At 62.1% G+C, this 17,619-nt stretch carries 16 protein-coding genes; 9 read left to right on the top strand and 7 right to left on the bottom strand.

The window, feature by feature from the left end; genetic code table 11:
- Positions 1-13 precede the first annotated feature (13 nt).
- Positions 14-1,282 carry a chloride channel protein gene (locus ABWL43_RS13225; RefSeq protein WP_404488069.1) on the top strand — a complete coding sequence of 423 codons (1,269 nt, stop codon included), beginning with the start codon at positions 14-16 and terminating at the stop codon, positions 1,280-1,282.
- 60 nt (positions 1,283-1,342) lie between these two features.
- The gene (locus ABWL43_RS13220) at positions 1,343-1,897 is read left to right on the top strand and encodes a UPF0149 family protein (RefSeq protein WP_145165631.1); all 555 of its coding nucleotides are present in this window, start codon (positions 1,343-1,345) and stop codon (positions 1,895-1,897) included.
- A gap of 7 nt (positions 1,898-1,904) precedes the next feature.
- Here the strand turns inward: ABWL43_RS13220 and ABWL43_RS13215 are convergent, their stop codons facing one another.
- Positions 1,905-2,534: a lytic polysaccharide monooxygenase auxiliary activity family 9 protein gene (locus tag ABWL43_RS13215; RefSeq protein WP_145165632.1), complete on the bottom strand. Its 630-nt coding sequence runs from the start codon at positions 2,532-2,534 to the stop codon at positions 1,905-1,907.
- Between the two features lie 329 nt (positions 2,535-2,863).
- On the opposite strand from ABWL43_RS13215, the gene ABWL43_RS13210 reads away from it, so the two are divergent.
- Positions 2,864-4,120 (top strand): 3-phosphoshikimate 1-carboxyvinyltransferase, encoded by a 1,257-nt coding sequence (locus ABWL43_RS13210; RefSeq protein ID WP_404488066.1) that lies wholly within the window; start codon positions 2,864-2,866, stop codon positions 4,118-4,120.
- 32 nt (positions 4,121-4,152) lie between these two features.
- Positions 4,153-4,542 carry a hypothetical protein gene (locus ABWL43_RS13205; protein WP_145165634.1) on the top strand — a complete coding sequence of 130 codons (390 nt, stop codon included), beginning with the start codon at positions 4,153-4,155 and terminating at the stop codon, positions 4,540-4,542.
- 1 nt (position 4,543) lies between these two features.
- Here ABWL43_RS13205 and ABWL43_RS13200 read toward each other — a convergent pair whose 3' ends face one another.
- Positions 4,544-5,143, bottom strand: coding sequence for an NAD(P)H-dependent oxidoreductase (locus ABWL43_RS13200; protein WP_145165635.1), 600 nt, complete (start codon positions 5,141-5,143; stop codon positions 4,544-4,546).
- A gap of 81 nt (positions 5,144-5,224) precedes the next feature.
- On the opposite strand from ABWL43_RS13200, the gene ABWL43_RS13195 reads away from it, so the two are divergent.
- Together ABWL43_RS13195 and ABWL43_RS13190 are read left to right on the top strand one after the other, a co-directional pair.
- Entirely contained in the window at positions 5,225-5,827 is a 603-nt protein-coding gene (locus tag ABWL43_RS13195; RefSeq protein ID WP_404488064.1) for a TetR/AcrR family transcriptional regulator, read from the top strand.
- A 112-nt stretch (positions 5,828-5,939) separates the two neighbouring features.
- Positions 5,940-6,317: a hypothetical protein gene (locus ABWL43_RS13190; protein ID WP_404488061.1), complete on the top strand. Its 378-nt coding sequence runs from the start codon at positions 5,940-5,942 to the stop codon at positions 6,315-6,317.
- A 63-nt stretch (positions 6,318-6,380) separates the two neighbouring features.
- On the opposite strand, the gene ABWL43_RS13185 is transcribed toward ABWL43_RS13190, so the two are convergent.
- The gene (locus tag ABWL43_RS13185) at positions 6,381-7,052 is read right to left on the bottom strand and encodes a GNAT family N-acetyltransferase (RefSeq protein ID WP_262206432.1); all 672 of its coding nucleotides are present in this window, start codon (positions 7,050-7,052) and stop codon (positions 6,381-6,383) included.
- Positions 7,053-7,108: 56 nt separating this feature from the next.
- On the bottom strand, positions 7,109-7,237 hold the full coding sequence (locus ABWL43_RS13180) for a hypothetical protein (protein ID WP_404488059.1): 129 nt from the start codon (positions 7,235-7,237) through the stop codon (positions 7,109-7,111).
- A gap of 20 nt (positions 7,238-7,257) precedes the next feature.
- Here ABWL43_RS13180 and ABWL43_RS13175 point away from each other — a divergent pair, with 20 nt between their 5' ends.
- From ABWL43_RS13175 to ABWL43_RS13165, 3 genes are all read left to right on the top strand, one after another.
- Positions 7,258-7,434 (top strand): hypothetical protein, encoded by a 177-nt coding sequence (locus ABWL43_RS13175; RefSeq protein WP_178119748.1) that lies wholly within the window; start codon positions 7,258-7,260, stop codon positions 7,432-7,434.
- Positions 7,435-7,515: 81 nt separating this feature from the next.
- Entirely contained in the window at positions 7,516-8,367 is an 852-nt protein-coding gene (locus ABWL43_RS13170) for a CAP domain-containing protein (RefSeq protein ID WP_404488058.1), read from the top strand.
- 172 nt (positions 8,368-8,539) lie between these two features.
- Positions 8,540-10,726, top strand: a complete 2,187-nt coding sequence (locus ABWL43_RS13165) for a response regulator (RefSeq protein WP_404488057.1) — start codon at positions 8,540-8,542, stop codon at positions 10,724-10,726.
- A gap of 3 nt (positions 10,727-10,729) precedes the next feature.
- Here the strand turns inward: ABWL43_RS13165 and ABWL43_RS13160 are convergent, their stop codons facing one another.
- The 3 genes from ABWL43_RS13160 to treS form a co-directional block, all read right to left on the bottom strand.
- On the bottom strand, positions 10,730-11,857 hold the full coding sequence (locus tag ABWL43_RS13160; protein WP_145165641.1) for a diguanylate cyclase: 1,128 nt from the start codon (positions 11,855-11,857) through the stop codon (positions 10,730-10,732).
- Between the two features lie 90 nt (positions 11,858-11,947).
- Positions 11,948-14,185, bottom strand: coding sequence for a 1,4-alpha-glucan branching protein GlgB (glgB, locus tag ABWL43_RS13155; RefSeq protein WP_145165642.1), 2,238 nt, complete (start codon positions 14,183-14,185; stop codon positions 11,948-11,950).
- Positions 14,182-17,529: a maltose alpha-D-glucosyltransferase gene (gene treS, locus ABWL43_RS13150; RefSeq protein WP_404488054.1), complete on the bottom strand. Its 3,348-nt coding sequence runs from the start codon at positions 17,527-17,529 to the stop codon at positions 14,182-14,184. Before treS ends, glgB begins: the two co-directional genes overlap by 4 nt.
- Positions 17,530-17,619 lie beyond the last annotated feature (90 nt).

Genomic DNA, 17,619 nt, shown 5'->3' with positions numbered 1-17,619 from the left:
CCTGGAGCCATCTATGCCGACCACGTTTCGCTCATCGTTGATTCTGGCCCTGGTGGTCGTGCTGACTGGCATTGGCGCCGGGCTTGGCGGGATGCTCCTGGCGTTGCTGCTGCACGCCATTCAGCACCTGGCGTACGGCTACAGCCTCGACAGCCTGATCAGCCATGAGACCTTTCTTTTGGGCGTGACCGCAGCCGCACCGCAGCGTCGGTTACTGGTCTTGGTCATGTGCGGCCTGGTTGCGGGTGTGGGCTGGTGGACGATTTATCGCTACGGCCGCCCGCTGGTGAGCATCAAGCAGGCGGTTGGCGAAAAGATGCCGATCATGCCGCCCAAGACCACCCTCGCCCACGCCATCCTGCAAATTGTCACCGTGTCCCTCGGCTCGCCGCTGGGGCGTGAAGTGGCGCCGCGTGAAGTCGGTGCGCTGGCGGCCACATGGTTAGCGCAACGGGCGCGACTGGAACCGTCGATGCATCGGCTGATCGTCGCCTGCGGCGCGGGTGCAGGCCTGGCGGCGGTGTACAACGTGCCATTGGGCGGCGCGGTGTTTGTGCTGGAAGTGCTGGTCGGCGCATTCAGCTGGCCAGCGGCGGTGATTGCGTTGGCAACGTCGGCGATTGGGGCTTCGGTGGCGTGGATCGGCCTTGGCGCAGAGTCGCAATACGTGGTGCCGCATTTTCTGCTGAGCCCGACGTTGATCGCCTGGGCCGTGACGTGTGGCCCGGTGTTTGGCGTGGCGGCCTACGGTTTCAGCCGCTTTACCAGTGCCGCCAGGGCAAACGCCGCGCGCGGCTGGCGTTTGCCGGTGCTGGCGTTGATCAACTTCACCCTCATCGGTGCGCTGGCCATGCTGCTGCCGCAGATCCTCGGCAACGGCAAGGGTCCGGCGCAACTGGGTTTCGACAATGAACTGACAATCGGCCTGGCCGCCATCCTGCTGCTGGTCAAAGTGCTGATCACGGCCAGCAGCCTGCGCGCCGGGGCCGAAGGCGGGCTGCTGACCCCGGCCCTGGCCAATGGCGCGCTGCTGGCAGTCATCCTTGGCGGCGCCTGGAGCCTGGCGTGGCCCGGCGTGCCACTGGGCGCGTTTGCGATCATCGGCGCAGCGGCGTTCCTGGCGGCGAGCATGAGCATGCCGCTGGCGGCAATTGTGCTGGTGGCGGAATTTACCCGAATCGAGCATGACTTTCTGGTGCCGATCATCCTGGCGGTGGTCGGCTCGATGTGCGTGAGCAAACTGCTTGCGCGCTGGGAAAACGCTGGAAAAAAGCCCGCCTAAGCGCCATCCTTCGCGCTTTAAGCCGCCCCAAAGCGGCGCTCGACGCTCAAAGGAATTGCCATGCACGCCCAACCCCTCGCCCCCGCCGATTTCGAATTCATCGAAGAAACCCTGCTCAAGTACGGCGACGATCACTCGGTGCTGAACCTGGCCGAACTCGACGGCTACTTCACTGCGCTGGTCTCAAGCCCGGCGCAAGTGGACGTCGCTGAGTGGTTTCCGGCGATCTGGGGTGGGCAAAACCCGGACTGGGAAAGTGTGGAAGAGGCCCAACGTTTTCTCGAACTGTGCGTGCGCCATATGAATACCCTGGCCGCGCAGCTGGCAACCGACGCGCAAGGCTTCAAGGCTCGCTTTGATGACACGGAGCATCAGGGCCACGTCGTCACCCTGGCGGAGGAATGGTGCTTTGGCTATATCCGTGGCGCCGCGATCGGCCACTGGCCCGAATTGCCCGCCGAACTGGCCGGGCAACTGGAGAAAATTTCCTGGTGCGCCGAGCAGGACAACTTCGAATTGCCGGCAGACCTGGATGTAAACGCCCATCAACAGCGGGTCAGCGCAATCGAACCGGCTGCGCGGGCGCTACATGATTACTGGTTGAGCAAACGCTGAGCCGGGCTTATTTGAAATCCAGGTCAAACGCCTGATAGAAGGCGTTGCCGGTGTTGGCCACGATCCACATCAACACCACCACGTGGCGACCCTTTTTGCCCTTGGGCAAGGTCACCTGGTGCTCGACCTTGGCTTTCATCTCATCGGCATGCTGGTAATACGGCACCTGGGTGTAGAAGTCTTCAAAGAATGGCTTTGCCTCAAGCTGGGCGCGGCTGATGCGCTGCTTGGGGTCCCAGCCATCCTTGGTGATGAGCCAGCGATAACCCCGGGTGACGTGGGCAGCGGTGTATTCCCACTGCACCTTGAACACCTGGCCGGCCTCGACATTGAGCAATGGCCAAGTGAACGGGGTGTTGAGCTTTTTGCTCATTTCCTCGTCGGTGAAGTTGAGGCAATCGCGCTCGTCGGTTTTGCCGCCGCTCAGGATGTGCCCGTCGGCCGGCGGCGTGACGCTTTGATCATCGGTTTGATAAGGCGCAGGGAAAGGCCCGGCGGTGAGTGCCGGGAAGTTCTTGCCGCCTTCCATTTCGTTGACTTGCCAGTTGCCCAGCAGCCCACGTTCCACGGCCACCGAGCCTCGGCTGGCGGGGGTCACGACACGGCCGTGTCTGAGTTGCGTCTGAGGTTTGTTCATTTCATTCACTCCTTGATTGAAAGCGCCCCGTCATGGGGCGTGCCTCGAACTTACCGCGGTGGGTTTTATTGTCCAGTCGATGCTTCTTTCGGAACATTCGTACAGCGACGCCGTTTCGCGGAGTAAAGGCTGTTGTCCTGCACCGCGAGGGTTGCTTGTCCTACCCAGCTAAGGGCAGCAAGGCTACACGCCCTGTCCGCAAGTGGATCACGCCGTAATACGCGCCGTACAACGATCCCTGCTCGACAAGCGTGGCGTGTTTGGCTGATTATTCGGGTCCGCCCGTCGGCCACTCCACACCACCTTGCCTTGATCAGGAGCCTTGTACCTTGAGTTCGCAGAAAACCGTGACCGTTACACCGCCCAATTTCCCCCTGAACGGCAAGGTCGCTCCTCCCGGCTCCAAATCCATTACCAACCGCGCCCTGTTGCTGGCGGCGCTGGCCAAGGGCACCAGCCGTTTGAGCGGTGCGCTGAAAAGCGATGACACCCGCCACATGTCGGTGGCCCTGCGCCAGATGGGCGTGACCATCGATGAGCCGGATGACACCACCTTCGTGGTCACCGGCTCCGGCAAACTGCAATTGCCCGCGCAGCCGTTGTTCCTCGGCAATGCCGGCACCGCGATGCGTTTTCTCACGGCAGCCGTGGCAACGGTCGAAGGCACCGTGGTGCTGGACGGCGACGACTACATGCAAAAACGCCCGATCGGCCCGCTGCTGGCCACCCTTGGCCAGAACGGCATCCGCGTCGACAGCCCCACGGGTTGCCCGCCGGTGACCGTGCACGGCGTGGGCAAGGTCCAGGCCAAACGCTTTGAAATCGACGGCGGTTTATCCAGCCAGTACGTGTCGGCCTTGCTCATGCTTGCCGCCTGCGGCGAAGCGCCGATTGAAGTGGCACTGACCGGCAAGGACATCGGCGCCCGTGGCTACGTGGACCTGACCCTGGACTGCATGCGTGCCTTTGGCGCACAGGTCGAAGTGGTCGACGACACCACCTGGCGCGTCGCCCCCACCGGCTACACCGCCCATGACTACCTGATCGAACCCGATGCCTCCGCTGCAACGTACCTGTGGGCCGCTGAAGTGTTGACCGGCGGGCGCATCGACATCGGCGTGGCAGCGCAGGACTTCACCCAGCCGGACGCCAAGGCCCAGGGCGTGATCGCCCAGTTCCCGAACATGCAGGCCAACGTGGTCGGCTCGCAAATGCAGGACGCGATCCCGACCCTGGCAGTCTTAGCCGCCTTCAATAACACCCCGGTGCGCTTCACTGAACTGGCCAACCTGCGCGTGAAGGAATGTGACCGGGTGCAGGCGCTGCACGATGGCCTCAACGAAATTCGCCCCGGCCTGGCCACCATCGAGGGCGATGACCTGCTGGTCGCCAGCGACCCTGCACTGGCCGGCACCACGTGCAACGCGCTGATCGACACCCACGCCGACCACCGCATCGCCATGTGCTTTGCGCTGGCCGGGTTGAAGGTCTCGGGGATCCGTATTCAAGACCCGGACTGCGTGGCCAAGACCTATCCTGAGTACTGGAAGGCCCTGGGCAGTCTTGGGGTCGCACTGAGCTACTGAAGCAGCGGCGTCGGAATGGGGAGGGAATGCACATGACGATTCGCCCGCCCTGCCCACCCGGCGCCTGCGTGTGCGAGCGTGAGCAACTGCTGCAAGCGCCCGACGCCGACCTGCGCATTCTTCACCTGACACGCCAGGAAGAAAAACGCCTGCTCGAGCGCCTCGAAGACCTCAAAAGCCTGCAAGACCTGGAACACATGCAACAGCGGATGTACGAGCAATTGGGCATCCGCGTGCATGTCGCACCGGGGCACACCGAGGTCAAAAGCATGCGCGGGATTCAGATCGTCATCGACGACCTGCCGGGCATGTGTCGCAAGACCCGGCAATCGATTCCCGCAGCGATTCGTCGCGGCATGGAAAAACGCCCGGAAATTGCCTACCGCTTGCTCGATGCTCACGACCTGTTTCGCGAAGGTTGAATCACCCGGCTACGGTTTCGTCCTCAAACAGGCCCAGCCCCACGACCTTCGCCGCCTGTAAATGCGCTTGCGCTCCCCCGCTCTCGGATTCCAGCAGCAACTCGGACGTCACCACCTGAGCACCGCAATAATCAAAGATCCCGTAGTCAATTTGCGTGCGCATCGCCTTGGCATAGCCGTGGCGATCAAATGCGCTTTCATCGGCTGCACCGACCGCCAGCAGGTGCACCTGCAAGTGCCGCAGTTTTTTCACCACCGGCGTATCGGGACCGTAGTCGATGGCCCAGCCGTTGACGAATACGCGGTCGACCCAGCCTTTGAGCAAGGCCGGCAGCGACCACCAGTAGATCGGGAACACCATGACCAGCGCGTCGGCGCGGTCGATGCGTGCTTGTTCAGCGAGGATGTCGGCCGGTGGCGCGGCACGGCTGCGGTGCACGCGGTGGTCGGCAGCGGTGTAGCGCGGGTCGAAACCTTCGGCGGCGAGGTCGGCGATCTCGAACGTGTGGCCGGCCTCGGTGAGCCCTGCCGCCACTTGCGCGGCGAGGCTGTGGGTGAGCGATTGCGGGTCGTGATGAGCAACAACGATCAGAGCATGCATGACATTGACTCCCTTTGCGTTTAGGCTGGGCTAAACTACTTTTAGTAAGTTACTCCATCAAGTTACTTTTGGTATATAAGCATGTCAAGCACAGAATCCCCTGCTCCACGCCGGCGCCTTGCGCGCGAAGATCGTCTGCGCCAACTGCTCGATGTGGCCTGGCAACTGGTGCGCGAGGAAGGCACCGAAGCGCTGACCCTGGGCCGTCTCGCGGAACTGGCGGGCGTCACCAAGCCGGTGGTCTATGACCATTTCGTCACCCGCGCAGGCTTGCTCGCCGCGCTGTACGAAGATTTCGACGGGCGCCAGAACCAGCTGTTTGCCGAAGCCCTCGACAGCAGTGGCGCGACACTCGATGACCGCGCGCAGGTGATCGCCGCGTGCTATGTCGATTGTGTGTTGCTGCAGGGGCGGGAAATCCCGGGGGTGATTGCCGCGCTGAGCAGTTCGCCGGAACTGGAAACCCTCAAGCGCAAATACGAGGCGATCTTTCTCGACAAGTGCCGCGACGCCCTGGCGCCGTTTGCACCCGGCGCCACCGTGTCGCAAGCCGGCTTGCGGGCGATGCTGGGCGCGGCGGAGGCGCTGTCCCAGGCGGCAGCCAGCGGCGAGATCAGCCGCGATGAGGCGCAGCAGGAGCTGTTCGCGACGATCCTGAGCATGGTCAATCGCAGCCGCGGTTAAATCATTATTTACGCCGCAGGAATAAAGCGTCGTGACGGGTGTTTACCTGAGTACGGCTTGTGAATACAGCACAAGGCCGGTACCCAAATCCAAAAACACCCAGGAGCTCGTCATGCTGAAAAAACTCTCCCTCGCTGCTGCCGTCCTGATTGCCTGTGCGGCCTCCATGGCGTTCGCCGCCCCGGCCAAGGTGGCCGACAGCGCCAAGGGCAAAGTGCTGGTGGACAGCCAGGGGATGACCCTTTACACCTTCGCCAAAGACAGTGCCGGCAAATCGGCGTGCAACGGCCAGTGCCTGGCCAACTGGCCCGCGTTCACTGCCCAGGCCGCGGCGAAAGACGCCGACGGCTACAGCGTGATCACCCGCGACGACGGCAGCAAACAATGGGCCTACAAAGGCCAGGCGCTGTACACCTGGGTCAAGGACAGCAAGCCGGGCGACATCACCGGTGACGGCGTTGGCGGTAACTGGAACCTGGCCAAGCCGTAAGGTTTGAGGCCAATACAGCGTACCGGTGGCAAGGGAAAGCGCTTTCGCCACCGGTTGGCCGTTTCACGCCAAGTGCTCATTCACATATAGCTGCACCTTGCGCGCCAGCTGATCGAGATGCCGGTCGCGTTGCTTCTCGGCATCCACCATCGCGCGCTTGCCGTGTTTTTGCAGCAGGTAGGTATGAATCTGCCGCACCTCCAGCGAGCGATAGATCGCCGCCACGTCGAGCACGCCCATCAGGCCGTCAGTGCCGTAATCGCGCGTGTTCATCAGCACCTGCGTGTCGCGCGCACCGCGTACCTGAAAGCCCATGGCCGTGAACGCCGGGACCTTTTCCACGGCACACGCCAACTCGGCGTGGGGATAACGCGCCAGCACGTCCTGCATCATTGCGCGCGCCACACCCTGGCGCCGCCTACCCGCCTGCACCGCCATGAACGCGATACCGCAGGCTTGCGGGTCGTCTTTCACCGGCAGATAGAGGCAAAAGCCGACCAGCGTGTCCTCATCCATCGCCACCACCAGTTCAACAGCGATGCCCTTCGAGCCATCCAGCGCTTGCAGGTACAGGTGCACCTCAAAGCCGGTGGTGTACTGGTAAATGTTGTAGAGCAGGTTGCTGGGCGGCAGCGCGACGCTGCTGATGTCGGTGAGGTTATCCACCACCATCTGCAGGATCTGACTGTTGATCGACTCGGGGCACGGCGCGGTGTAGCGGGTAAGGCTGAACATGCAAATTCCTGGGGTTTCGCGTCAAGGCAGCGGCGATTGTACCTGCTGCGACCGGTTCATTGCCCGCACACCTCGCGCAAACAACCGCGGGTGCAGAGCATGGCCACGGTAAACGACGCAAGCGTCAGCGGCAGCGCAAAGCTGTACAGCCCATCGCGCTGGTGGGCGGTGTAGCGTTCGGGCACGCTGGCGATCAGTCGGCACCTTGGGCCTGGGCGCAGTATTTGCCTGGGCCAGCCCCGATGTCACCCATGCAACCGCGCAAACCGTGGCTAATGGCCTGCACGTGACCTTTGCCGTGGCATTGGTCTTGATCATCCTTGCAAGCCGCTTTGCCTGGCGCCGCCACAGCGCCGTGAACGGCCCGCAGAACACCCGTTGAGGCAAAAAAACAAAAAAGGCGTTGCGCCAGACCGGGTTACATCGCGCATCATGGGCACTTTCAAGCTCAAGGGTAACGTCCATGCGCGTTCTGTCATTGATGATGGGTCTTACGACGCTGGCCGCCAGTCTGGCGTTCTGCGCCAGCGCGATGGCGAATGAAGAAAGTCAGTTGGTGCAACAGATCAACCAGTACCGCAGCCAGGTGCAGCGCTGCGGTGACCAGGGTTCACAGGAACTGCCACCGCTGGCCAGCGACACGCGGCTGGTATTGCCGGCCACCAATGTCGGCGATTTGCAGCAAGCGCTCGCGCGGGCTGCGTACCCGATGGTCAACGTGCAAGCCATCAGCCTGTCGGGGCCCAAGGATGCCCAGGCGGCCATGAAGGCGGTGCGGGAAAGTTTCTGCCGCGTGGTGCTGGACCCGCAATTTGTCGACATCGGCGTGAGCAACAGCGGCGAGGACTGGCGCATTGTGCTTGCCCGCCCGCTGCTTTCCAGCGGTTTGGGTGATTGGCAGACCGAAGGCCGGCAGCTGCTCAACCTGATCAACGCCGCCCGTGAACAGCCGCGCCAGTGCGGCACCCAGGCATTTGCCGCGACCACGCCCGTGTCGTGGAACGACGACCTGGCCAGCGCCGCCAACAGCCACACGCGCAATATGGCCAACGGCAACTTCTTCGACCACCTGGACCACGACGGCCGCACCCCGGGTGATCGCGCCGAACTGGCAGGCTATATCGCGAAAAATATCGGCGAGAACATCGCCGCCGGCCTCGACACGCCGCGCAAGGTGGTGGATGGCTGGCTCGCCAGCCCAGGGCATTGCGCCAACCTGATGAACCCGCAATTTCGCGAGTTGGGCGCCGCTTATGCGATGGACCCAAAGAGTGACGCGGGCATTTACTGGACCGGTTTGTTCGGCACGCAATAGCGGTTGGGCAAGCGCCCAACCCGGCCGAAGCAAGCCTGCTCGAACGCGTACGAAATCAAAGTGCCATCTTGCCGATAATTGCGCTGAACTGCTGACGATCAACTGTGTCTGTAGCTGGGCGCCATGAATGTTCAGGCGCGCTGAAGACTCTGGCAAACAAGGTGTTCTCCCAATGATGAATTGGCTGCAAGGCAGCAGCGACATGGCCGAACGCGTGCGTCAGCATGATTGGGCGAGTACGCCATTGGGTCCGCTGGAACACTGGCCCGACGTACTCAAAACAACGGTCGCGCTGTGCTTTGCCTCAAGCTTCCCCCAGTCCATCAGCTGGGGGCCACACTTGATCACGCTCTACAACGATGCGTTTGTCCCCATTCTTGGCGATAAACCCTACTCGTTGGGCCGTCCTTTCAGTGAAACCTGGCGCGAAGTCTGGGATGAAGTAAGCCCCATCGCCCACGCGGCCTTTGAAGGGCACGCGACCTATGTCGAGAATTACCCGCTGGTGATTGAACGTGGCAACGGCCCGGAGCAATCGTATTTCACGTTTTGCTACAGCCCTGTGCGCGACCCGCTGGGCGCGGTCGTGGGCATGCTCAATACCGTCACCGAAACCACCGCAACCGTATTCCTCAGCCGTCGCCTGGCGGTATTGGATGCGATTGGCAGCGCGGTGGCCAACGCCACTGACGCCGAAGCCATCATGACCCTCACCACGCGCCTGCTCGCCGAGCACATGCAGGTGTCCATCTGCGCCTATGCCGACATGGAAGCCGACGAAGACAGCTTCACCATCCGCGACAACTGGGCCGCACCGGGCTCGCCGAGTATTGTCGGGCGTTACAGCCTGGCGGATTTCGGCGAGCAGGCCGTAAGGTGCCTGCGTGCAGGCGAGCCGTTTGTGGTGAATGACAACCGCGTGGAGTTCAGCCACGAGGAAGCCGCCGCCTACCAGTCGCTGGGCGTGACGGCGACGGTGTGTTTTCCGTTGATCAAGGATGGGCGCCTGACGGCACTGATGGCCGTGCACCATAAATTCGCGCGCCTGTGGTCACCGTACGACCTGGCGCTGGTGGGTGAAGTCACCGAGCGCTCCTGGGCGCATATAGAACGCGTGCGCGCCGACGCCGCCGTACGCGACGGCCTGGCGGCGATCACCGAACTGAATGCCACCCTGGAACAACGCGTAGAAGAACGCACCGCCGCATTGACCCAGGCTGAAGCGGCGTTGCACCAATCGCAAAAGCTCGAGGCGATCGGCCAGTTGACCGGCGGCGTGGCCCATGACTTCAACAACCTGCTGACGATCATTCGCTCCTCGGTGGATTTTCTGCGCCAGCCGGGCCTGTCTGAAGAGCGACGCACACGCTACATGAGCGCGGTTTCAGACACCGTCGAGCGCGCCAGCAAGCTCACCAGCCAGTTGCTCGCCTTCGCCCGCCGCCAGCCGTTGAACCCGGAAGTCTTCGATGTGTGCGAGCGGGTCAAGAACATCGGCGAGATGCTTGAAAGTGTGACCGGCGCGCGTATCACTGTGCAGATCGAACTGCCCCGCCTGCCATGCTATGTGCGCGTTGACCCAAGCCAGTTTGAAACCGCGCTGATCAATATCGCGCTCAATGCCCGCGACGCCATGGACGGCCGCGGCACCCTGACACTGCGCGTCGCCACGGTGGCAGCGTTGCCACTGATCCGTGGCGATGTGCAAGTACAGCAGCCGTTTGTGGCGATTGCGCTGGCCGACACCGGCAGCGGCATTGCCGACGACACTGTCGAGCGCATTTTCGAGCCGTTCTTTACCACCAAGGCGGTGGGCAAAGGCACGGGCCTTGGCTTGTCGCAGGTGTTCGGGTTCGCCAAGCAATCGAGCGGTAACGTCGACGTGTCCAGCACCCTGGGGCAAGGCAGCGTGTTTACCCTGTACTTGCCCGAAGCAGAAGCCGAGACGGTGCAGGCCAGCTTGCCCCAGGAGGACGGCTCGCTGGTCCACGACACCGCGCAGCGGCATATTCTCATCGTCGAAGACAACCTCGAAGTGGGCCGCTTTGCCAACCAGATCCTGCAGGACCTCGGTTACCAGACCACCTGGGCCACCGACGCCGAACAGGCACTCGCATTGGCCGGTGCCGATGTGATGGCCTTCGACGCGATTTTCTCCGACGTGGTGATGCCGGGCATGACCGGCGTGGCGATGACCAGACTGCTGCGCCAGCGTCGGCCGGACCTGCCGGTGGTGCTGACTTCCGGCTACAGCGAAGAATTGGCCGACAGTGGGTACGAAGGGGTCGAGTTCCTGGCCAAGCCCTACTCCGCCGACCAGGTGGCGCGCGTGCTGGCCAAGTCGATGCAGCGCGCCTGACGCCTACTCCGCGATCGCCACTTGGTTACGGCCCATAGCCTTGGCACGATACAGCGCCTGGTCGGCGGTGTTCATCAGGCTGTGCAGGTCCTGATCGAGGCTGCGGGTCGTCGCCACACCGAGGCTGGCGGTCAAGCCCTGCACCGGTTCGGCGGCGAGGCCGGAGATGGCCTTGATCAGTTGCTCGGCGATATCCCGTGCGGTTTCCAGCGAGGTATTGGGCAACAACACCGCAAACTCCTCGCCGCCGAGCCGCCCATACACATCGGCCTGGCGAAACGATGCGCTGATCACCCCGCCAATCTGGCGCAAGACCTGGTCGCCGGCCTGGTGACCGTAGGTGTCATTGATGGCTTTGAAGTGATCCATGTCCATCATCAGCGCGCATAACGGCTGCTGGTTATGGCGACATTGCGCGTACAGCACTTGGGCATGTTCGAAGAATGCGCGGCGGTTCATCAATCCAGTGAGTTCGTCGGTCTGGGCGGCGCGCGTCGAAATCGTGTGCGCGCGTTCCATCTGCCGGGTCAGGCGAAAGGCTTTTTCCAGGGCATCCGCCAATTTACGCGTGGCGCTTGCCGCGAAGGTCGAGAACACCAGCACCACCACGCCCACGCCTACTTGCATCGACGAGGGCTGGAACAGCAGCCACAGCGTGCAGGGGAACAGCACCAGGGCCATGGAGCCCAGCGTCATGTAACGGTAAGCGGAATAACACGAGACGGCGCTGACCGACATGCCCACGGTGAACAACATGACCAGCACCTGGGAGACGCGGTCGTCGGTGGGCATCACCGCCAGGGCGCCAATGCCCCACACACCCGCGGATAGCATCAACGTCACCCAGTAACGGCGCTCCCAACGGTCGGGGGTACGTTCGCTGTTCGGGCAGCGAAACCATTGCATGAACATCTGCACCCGCAGCAGCGAGGTCACTGCCAGCACCGATAACCAGACCAGCATGACGGTGTGGTCAAAGCGGTCCCAGCACAACCAGCAGAGCATGACGGCGGCCAGGTAACTGCCGAAAATGGCAGCGAAGGATTGACGAAACAGCAGATGCAAACGGTCGGTTCGCACCAGTTCTTCTATCAAACCATCCTGGTCTTGCCCATGCTCTAGGCCGTTCATTCAATACGCCTGCTTCGACTGCCGCGACTAGGGCGCCATTGTGGCACCCTGCCAGTACTGCGGACAACAGAATCCGGCACCTTGGCGCCCTTAAAGCGTTTCCGGCCGCAGAATCAGCACACCCAATGGCGGCACATTCAACGACAGTGACACCGGCTGCCCATGACGCGGTTCCTCCTGCGTGAACACTTCCCCACCGTTGCCGTAGTTGGAACCGGCGTACATGTCGGCATCGCTGTTGATCACCTCGCTCCAGCGCCCCGCAAATGGCACGCCAACGGCGTAGGCTTCACGCGGCACCGGGGTGAAGTTAGCGACGACCAGCACCGGCTTGCCGTCCTTGCTCCAGCGCAGCCAGGCATAGACGCTGTTGATCGCATCGTCGCCGATCAGCCACTGGAAGCCTTGGGGCGCATCATCCTGCTCATGCAGCGCCGGTTCCTCACGGTACAGGCGGTTCAAGTCGCCAACCAGTTTCTGCACGCCCTGGTGTTCAGGGTATTGCAGCAGGTACCAATCCAGTTGCTGGTCATGGTTCCACTCGCGCCACTGCCCAAACTCGCAGCCCATGAACAGCAGCTTCTTGCCGGGGTGCATCCACATGAAACTCAGGTATGCGCGCAGGTTGGCAAACTTCTGCCAGCGGTCACCGGGCATCTTGTCGATCAGCGAATGCTTGCCGTGCACCACTTCATCGTGGGAGATCGGCAGGATAAAGCGCTCGGACCAGGCATACACCAGGCCAAAACTCAGCTCGTTGTGATGATGGGCGCGGTACACCGGATCCTGCTGGATGTAATGCAGCGAATCGTGCATCCAGCCCATGTTCCACTTGTAGTTGAAGCCCAACCCGCCCTGCTGGGTGCTTTGGCTCACACCCGGCCACGCGGTGGATTCTTCGGCGATCACCAGTGCGCCTGGTGCTTCCAGCGCCACCACGTCGTTCAAATGACGCAGGAAGTCGATGGCTTCCAGGTTCTCGCGGCCGCCATGGCGGTTAGGCACCCACTCGCCGGCTTTGCGCGAATAATCGCGATAGAGCATCGATGCCACGGCATCCACGCGCAGGCCGTCGATATGGAAGTGTTTGAGCCAGTGCAACGCCGAGGCCAGCATAAACCCGTGCACTTCAGTGCGGCCCAGGTTGTAGATCAGTGTGTCCCAATCCTGATGGAAGCCTTCCAGCGGGTTGGCGTACTCGTACAGCGCGGTGCCGTCGAACTGGGCCAAACCGTGGGTATCGGTCGGGAAATGCGCCGGTACCCAGTCGAGGATCACACCGATGTTGGCCTGATGGAGGGCGTTGACGAAGAAGCCGAAATCTTCCGGCGAGCCAAAGCGCGCGCTCGGAGCAAACTGCGACAACGCTTGATAACCCCAGGAACCGCCGAACGGGTGCTCCATGATCGGCATCAGCTCAACGTGGGTGAAGCCCAACTGCTGCACATACGGCACCAAGCGCTCGGCCAGCTCGCGCCAACCGTACTGGCGGGAGACTTCACCGGCCTCGTCGAGCTCGCATTGCCAGGAGCCCACATGCAGCTCATAAATCGACAGCGGCGCCGAAGGCTTCTGTTTGTCGGCGCGCGACTGCATCCACTCATGGTCCTGCCAGTCCACCTGCAGCGGCGCAGCGACTTTCGAGGCGGTGTCGGGCGGCAGCTGGGTCGCCAGCGCCATCGGGTCGGCCTTAAGCGGCAGGATGCCGTGGGCACCGAGAATCTCGTACTTGTAGGCCGCACCCGGTTGCAGGCGCGGGATGAAGATTTCCCAGACGCCCGAGGGATGACGCAACCGCATCGGATGGCGGCGGCCATCCCAGATATTGAAATCACCCACCACCGACACGCGCCGGGCGTTCGGTGCCCATACGGCAAAGCGCACGCCCTGCACGCCATCGACGCTGGTCACTTGCGCGCCAAGGCAACTGCTCAGGTCACGGTGATTGCCCTCGGCAAACAGGTACAAATCCATCTCACCGAGCAGCAACTGGCTGAAACTGTAAGGGTCTTCTGTGATCTGCTCGCCGCCGGCCCACTGGATTTTCAGCAGGTAGCTCTGGCGTGTCTTGAAGTGGCCGACAAACAAACCTGGCACCGGGCTGGCGTCCAGGTTGCCGAGCGTCTCACCGCTGTCTCGCGCCAGCACCTGAACACTCAGGGCTTCGGGCAGAAACGCGCGGATGAACTGGCCGCCTTGCTCGTCATCATGTGGCCCGAGAATCGAGAACGGGTCATGGTGTTCGGCGCGTACCAGTGCTTCGACGTCCTTGGACGCCGGCATTGCAGTCAGTTTCGGTTGCAGCGGTTCTTTATTTGTAAAGCTCATGACGTCTCCCCACCGCGTGCATTTTTCGATATAGGTGTTAGCCCGCTGAGCAGACCGTGCAAACCTTGCAACGGCACCGGCAACCAGGTCGGGCGATTTTCCGCTTCGTAGGCCACTTCATACGCGGCCTTTTCCAGGCTGAACAACGTCAGCGCAGCGCTCTGGCCTTTGGCATCCTGCCAGTCATGCGCCAGTGTAGACGTCGCCTGATGATAAGCCTGGGTAAATGCCTGACGTGCTTCACTCAAGTACCGCTCGGTCACGCGCTTGCGGGCAATGTCCGCTTCGGGCGAGTGATCCACACCTTGCACATTCAAGGCCATGGCGGCGGCGTAATCGAACGAGCGCAGCACGCCACTGACATCTTTATAGGGGCTGTGCTTGCCGCGCCGCTCATGCAGCGGACGCGCCGGTTCGCCTTCAAAGTCGATCAAGTATGCATCGCCCTTGACCACCAGTACCTGGCCCAGGTGCAAGTCACCATGAACCCGGATCCGCAACCCGCCGGCCGTGGCTTTCGCCAGGGCCTGAACGTGCGTGCCGATGGCTTTTTTCTGCGTCAGCAATTCACTGACCAACGCCTGATCGGCAGGGTTCAATTGACTTTGATGAAGCTTGAGCAAGTGCAGCGCGCGGTCGATCTGCGCGCCCACATCCTTGGCCCAGGCCTGGGTGTCCTTGACGCTCGTGACTTCCGGCTTGAAGTCTTTGTTGGTGGTTTTTGCCGCCAAGACCGCGTGCATTTCACCCAGGCGCTGGCCGAGCAAACCGGCAAAGTCTTGCAGTTCGCCGAGGGCGTTGTAGTGCTGTTCCTGTTCGGACATGGCTTCGGCCAATTCATCGCGAATCGCCCGCTCCAGGCTGTTTTGCGTCCAGGCCCATGCGTCGCCCTGGTTGCTGAGGTAGCCCTGGGCAATCATCAGCAGGTTGTCTTGCCCTTCACCGTCACGACGCACCATCGAGCCCAGCAGCGGCGAGATGTTGGGGTAACCGGCTTCGGTCAGGTAAGCGCTCATTTCCAGCTCCGGGTGCACGCCAGCGCTGACTTTGCGGATGAGCTTGAGCACCAGGCTTTCGCCTACCACCACCGAACTGTTGGACTGTTCGGCGGCCAGGTAGCGCACCTGCGGCTCTTCGCCCAGTTGCAGCTTGGCCAGATGCGGCGTGGCCTCAAAGTGCAAATCACCTTCGCCGGTGTTCAGCACGGTGCCGGCTTGCAGGCCATGGATCACCGCACGAATAAAGTGCTCAAGGCTGAAGGCATCGGTCACCAAACCGACCTGACGCGCACGGCGTACACGGGCGAGCGCCAATTGCTGGGGCAGCGCACTGGTGAGCTGGTCTTCGCCGAGAAAGCCGAACGGGAGTTGATAGCGGCTGACCTGGCCAGCGCTGCTCACCTCGATCTCGCTGAGCAGCACCGGGTGCTGCGGGTCGCCAAAGCGCACGCCGTAGGCAATGTGCACGCTGTCGATGGCGGTGTCCTTGCCGGCAAACCAGCGCCGCTTGGGCAGCCAGGCGGGCAGCGAGGTTTGTTCCAGGGTGCTGCGGCACGGTTCTTCGAGCAGTTCTTCCATGCGTTTTTTCAATACCAGTGTGGTGAAGTCCGGGATGCTTTGCGCCGGTTCCACATGCCAGCTCGGCATCTGGTTTTCCGCCGCCAGCACAAACCAGTAGAAGCCGTAAGGCGCCAGGGTCAGCAGGAAATTGAGCTGGCCAATCGGCGGGAAGGCATTCCCGCCGAGCATCTCCACCGGCACCATGCCGGCGAACGCCGACAGGTCCAGTTCGGCGGCCTGGGCACTGCGTGACACGTTGGCCACGCACAGGATGATTTCCGTGCGGCCGTCTTCGCCGGTGAATTCACGGGTGTAGGCCAGGATGCGGCGGTTGCTCGGCGAGAGCATTTTCAAGCTGCCACGGCCAAAGGCCTTGGACTGCTTGCGCACCGCGAGCATGCGCCGGGTCCAGTTCAGCAACGAGTGCGGGTCCTGAGCCTGGGTTTCGACGTTGACCGACTGGTAGCCGTAAAGCGGGTCCATGATCGGCGGCAGCACCAGGCTCGCCGGGTCGGCGCGGGAAAAGCCGCCGTTACGGTCGATGGACCACTGCATCGGCGTACGCACGCCGTCGCGGTCGCCCAGATAAATGTTATCGCCCATGCCGATCTCATCGCCGTAATACAGGGTCGGCGTGCCCGGCATCGACAGCAGCAGGCTATTGAGCAGTTCGACACGGCGGCGATCACGCTCCATCAGCGGCGCCAGGCGTCGACGAATACCCAGGTTGATCCGCGCGCGACGGTCGGCGGCGTAGTAGTTCCACAGGTAGTCGCGTTCTTTATCGGTGACCATTTCCAGGGTCAGTTCATCGTGGTTGCGCAGGAAGATCGCCCATTGGCAGTTGGCGGGAATCTCCGGGGTCTGGCGCAAAATATCGGTGATCGGGAAGCGATCTTCCTGGGCCAGCGCCATGTACATGCGCGGCATCAGCGGGAAGTGGAACGCCATGTGGCATTCATCGCCGTCGTCACCCTTTTTGTCACCGAAGTACAGCTGCGTGTCTTCCGGCCATTGGTTGGCTTCGGCGAGCAGCATGCGGTCGGGGTAATGCGCGTCGATCTCTGCACGGATCTGCTTGAGGACGTCGTGGGTTTCCGGGAGGTTTTCGTTATTGGTACCGTCGCGTTCGATCAGGTACGGAATGGCGTCCAGGCGCAGGCCATCGATGCCCATGTCCAGCCAATAACGCATCACCGACAGCACCGCCTTCATCACCTGCGGGTTGTCGAAGTTCAGGTCTGGCTGGTGGGAATAGAACCGGTGCCAGAAGTACTGGCCAGCGACCGGGTCCCAGGTCCAGTTGGATTTTTCGGTGTCGAGAAAGATGATGCGGGTGCCGTCGTATTTCTGGTCGTCATCGGACCACACATAGAAGTCGCGCGCGGCCGAACCCGGCTTGGCCTTGCGCGCACGCTGGAACCAGGGATGCTGGTCGGAGGTGTGGTTGATCACCAGTTCGGTGATGACCCGCAGGCCGCGCTGGTGGGCCTCGGCAATAAACCGCTTGGCGTCGGCCATGGTCCCGTAGTCGCTGTGCACGCCACGGTACTCGGCGATGTCATAGCCGTCATCACGGCGTGGCGAGGGGTAGAACGGCAACAGCCAGATGGTGTTTACGCCCAGGTCGGCGATGTAATCGAGCTTGGCGATCAGCCCGGGAAAGTCACCGATGCCATCGTTGTTGGAGTCGAAATAGGATTTGACGTGAACCTGATAAATCACCGCATCCTTGTACCAGAGCGGGTCTTTGATAAAGGTGGCAGCCTTGGGTTTCTTCGCCATTGGTAACTCCTGAAAATGCTGAAAAACCAACTGGTGGAGCGCGCTCCCTGCAGGCGCCGTGTACCGGCGCCCGCAGGTGACTGGCTGGTT

The organism is Pseudomonas sp. HT11 (assembly GCF_044875395.1).
In the GTDB taxonomy this organism is placed as follows: domain Bacteria; phylum Pseudomonadota; class Gammaproteobacteria; order Pseudomonadales; family Pseudomonadaceae; genus Aquipseudomonas.
The sequence above is the reverse complement of the archived record's forward strand: the minus strand, read 5'-3'. Positions and strand labels throughout refer to the sequence as shown.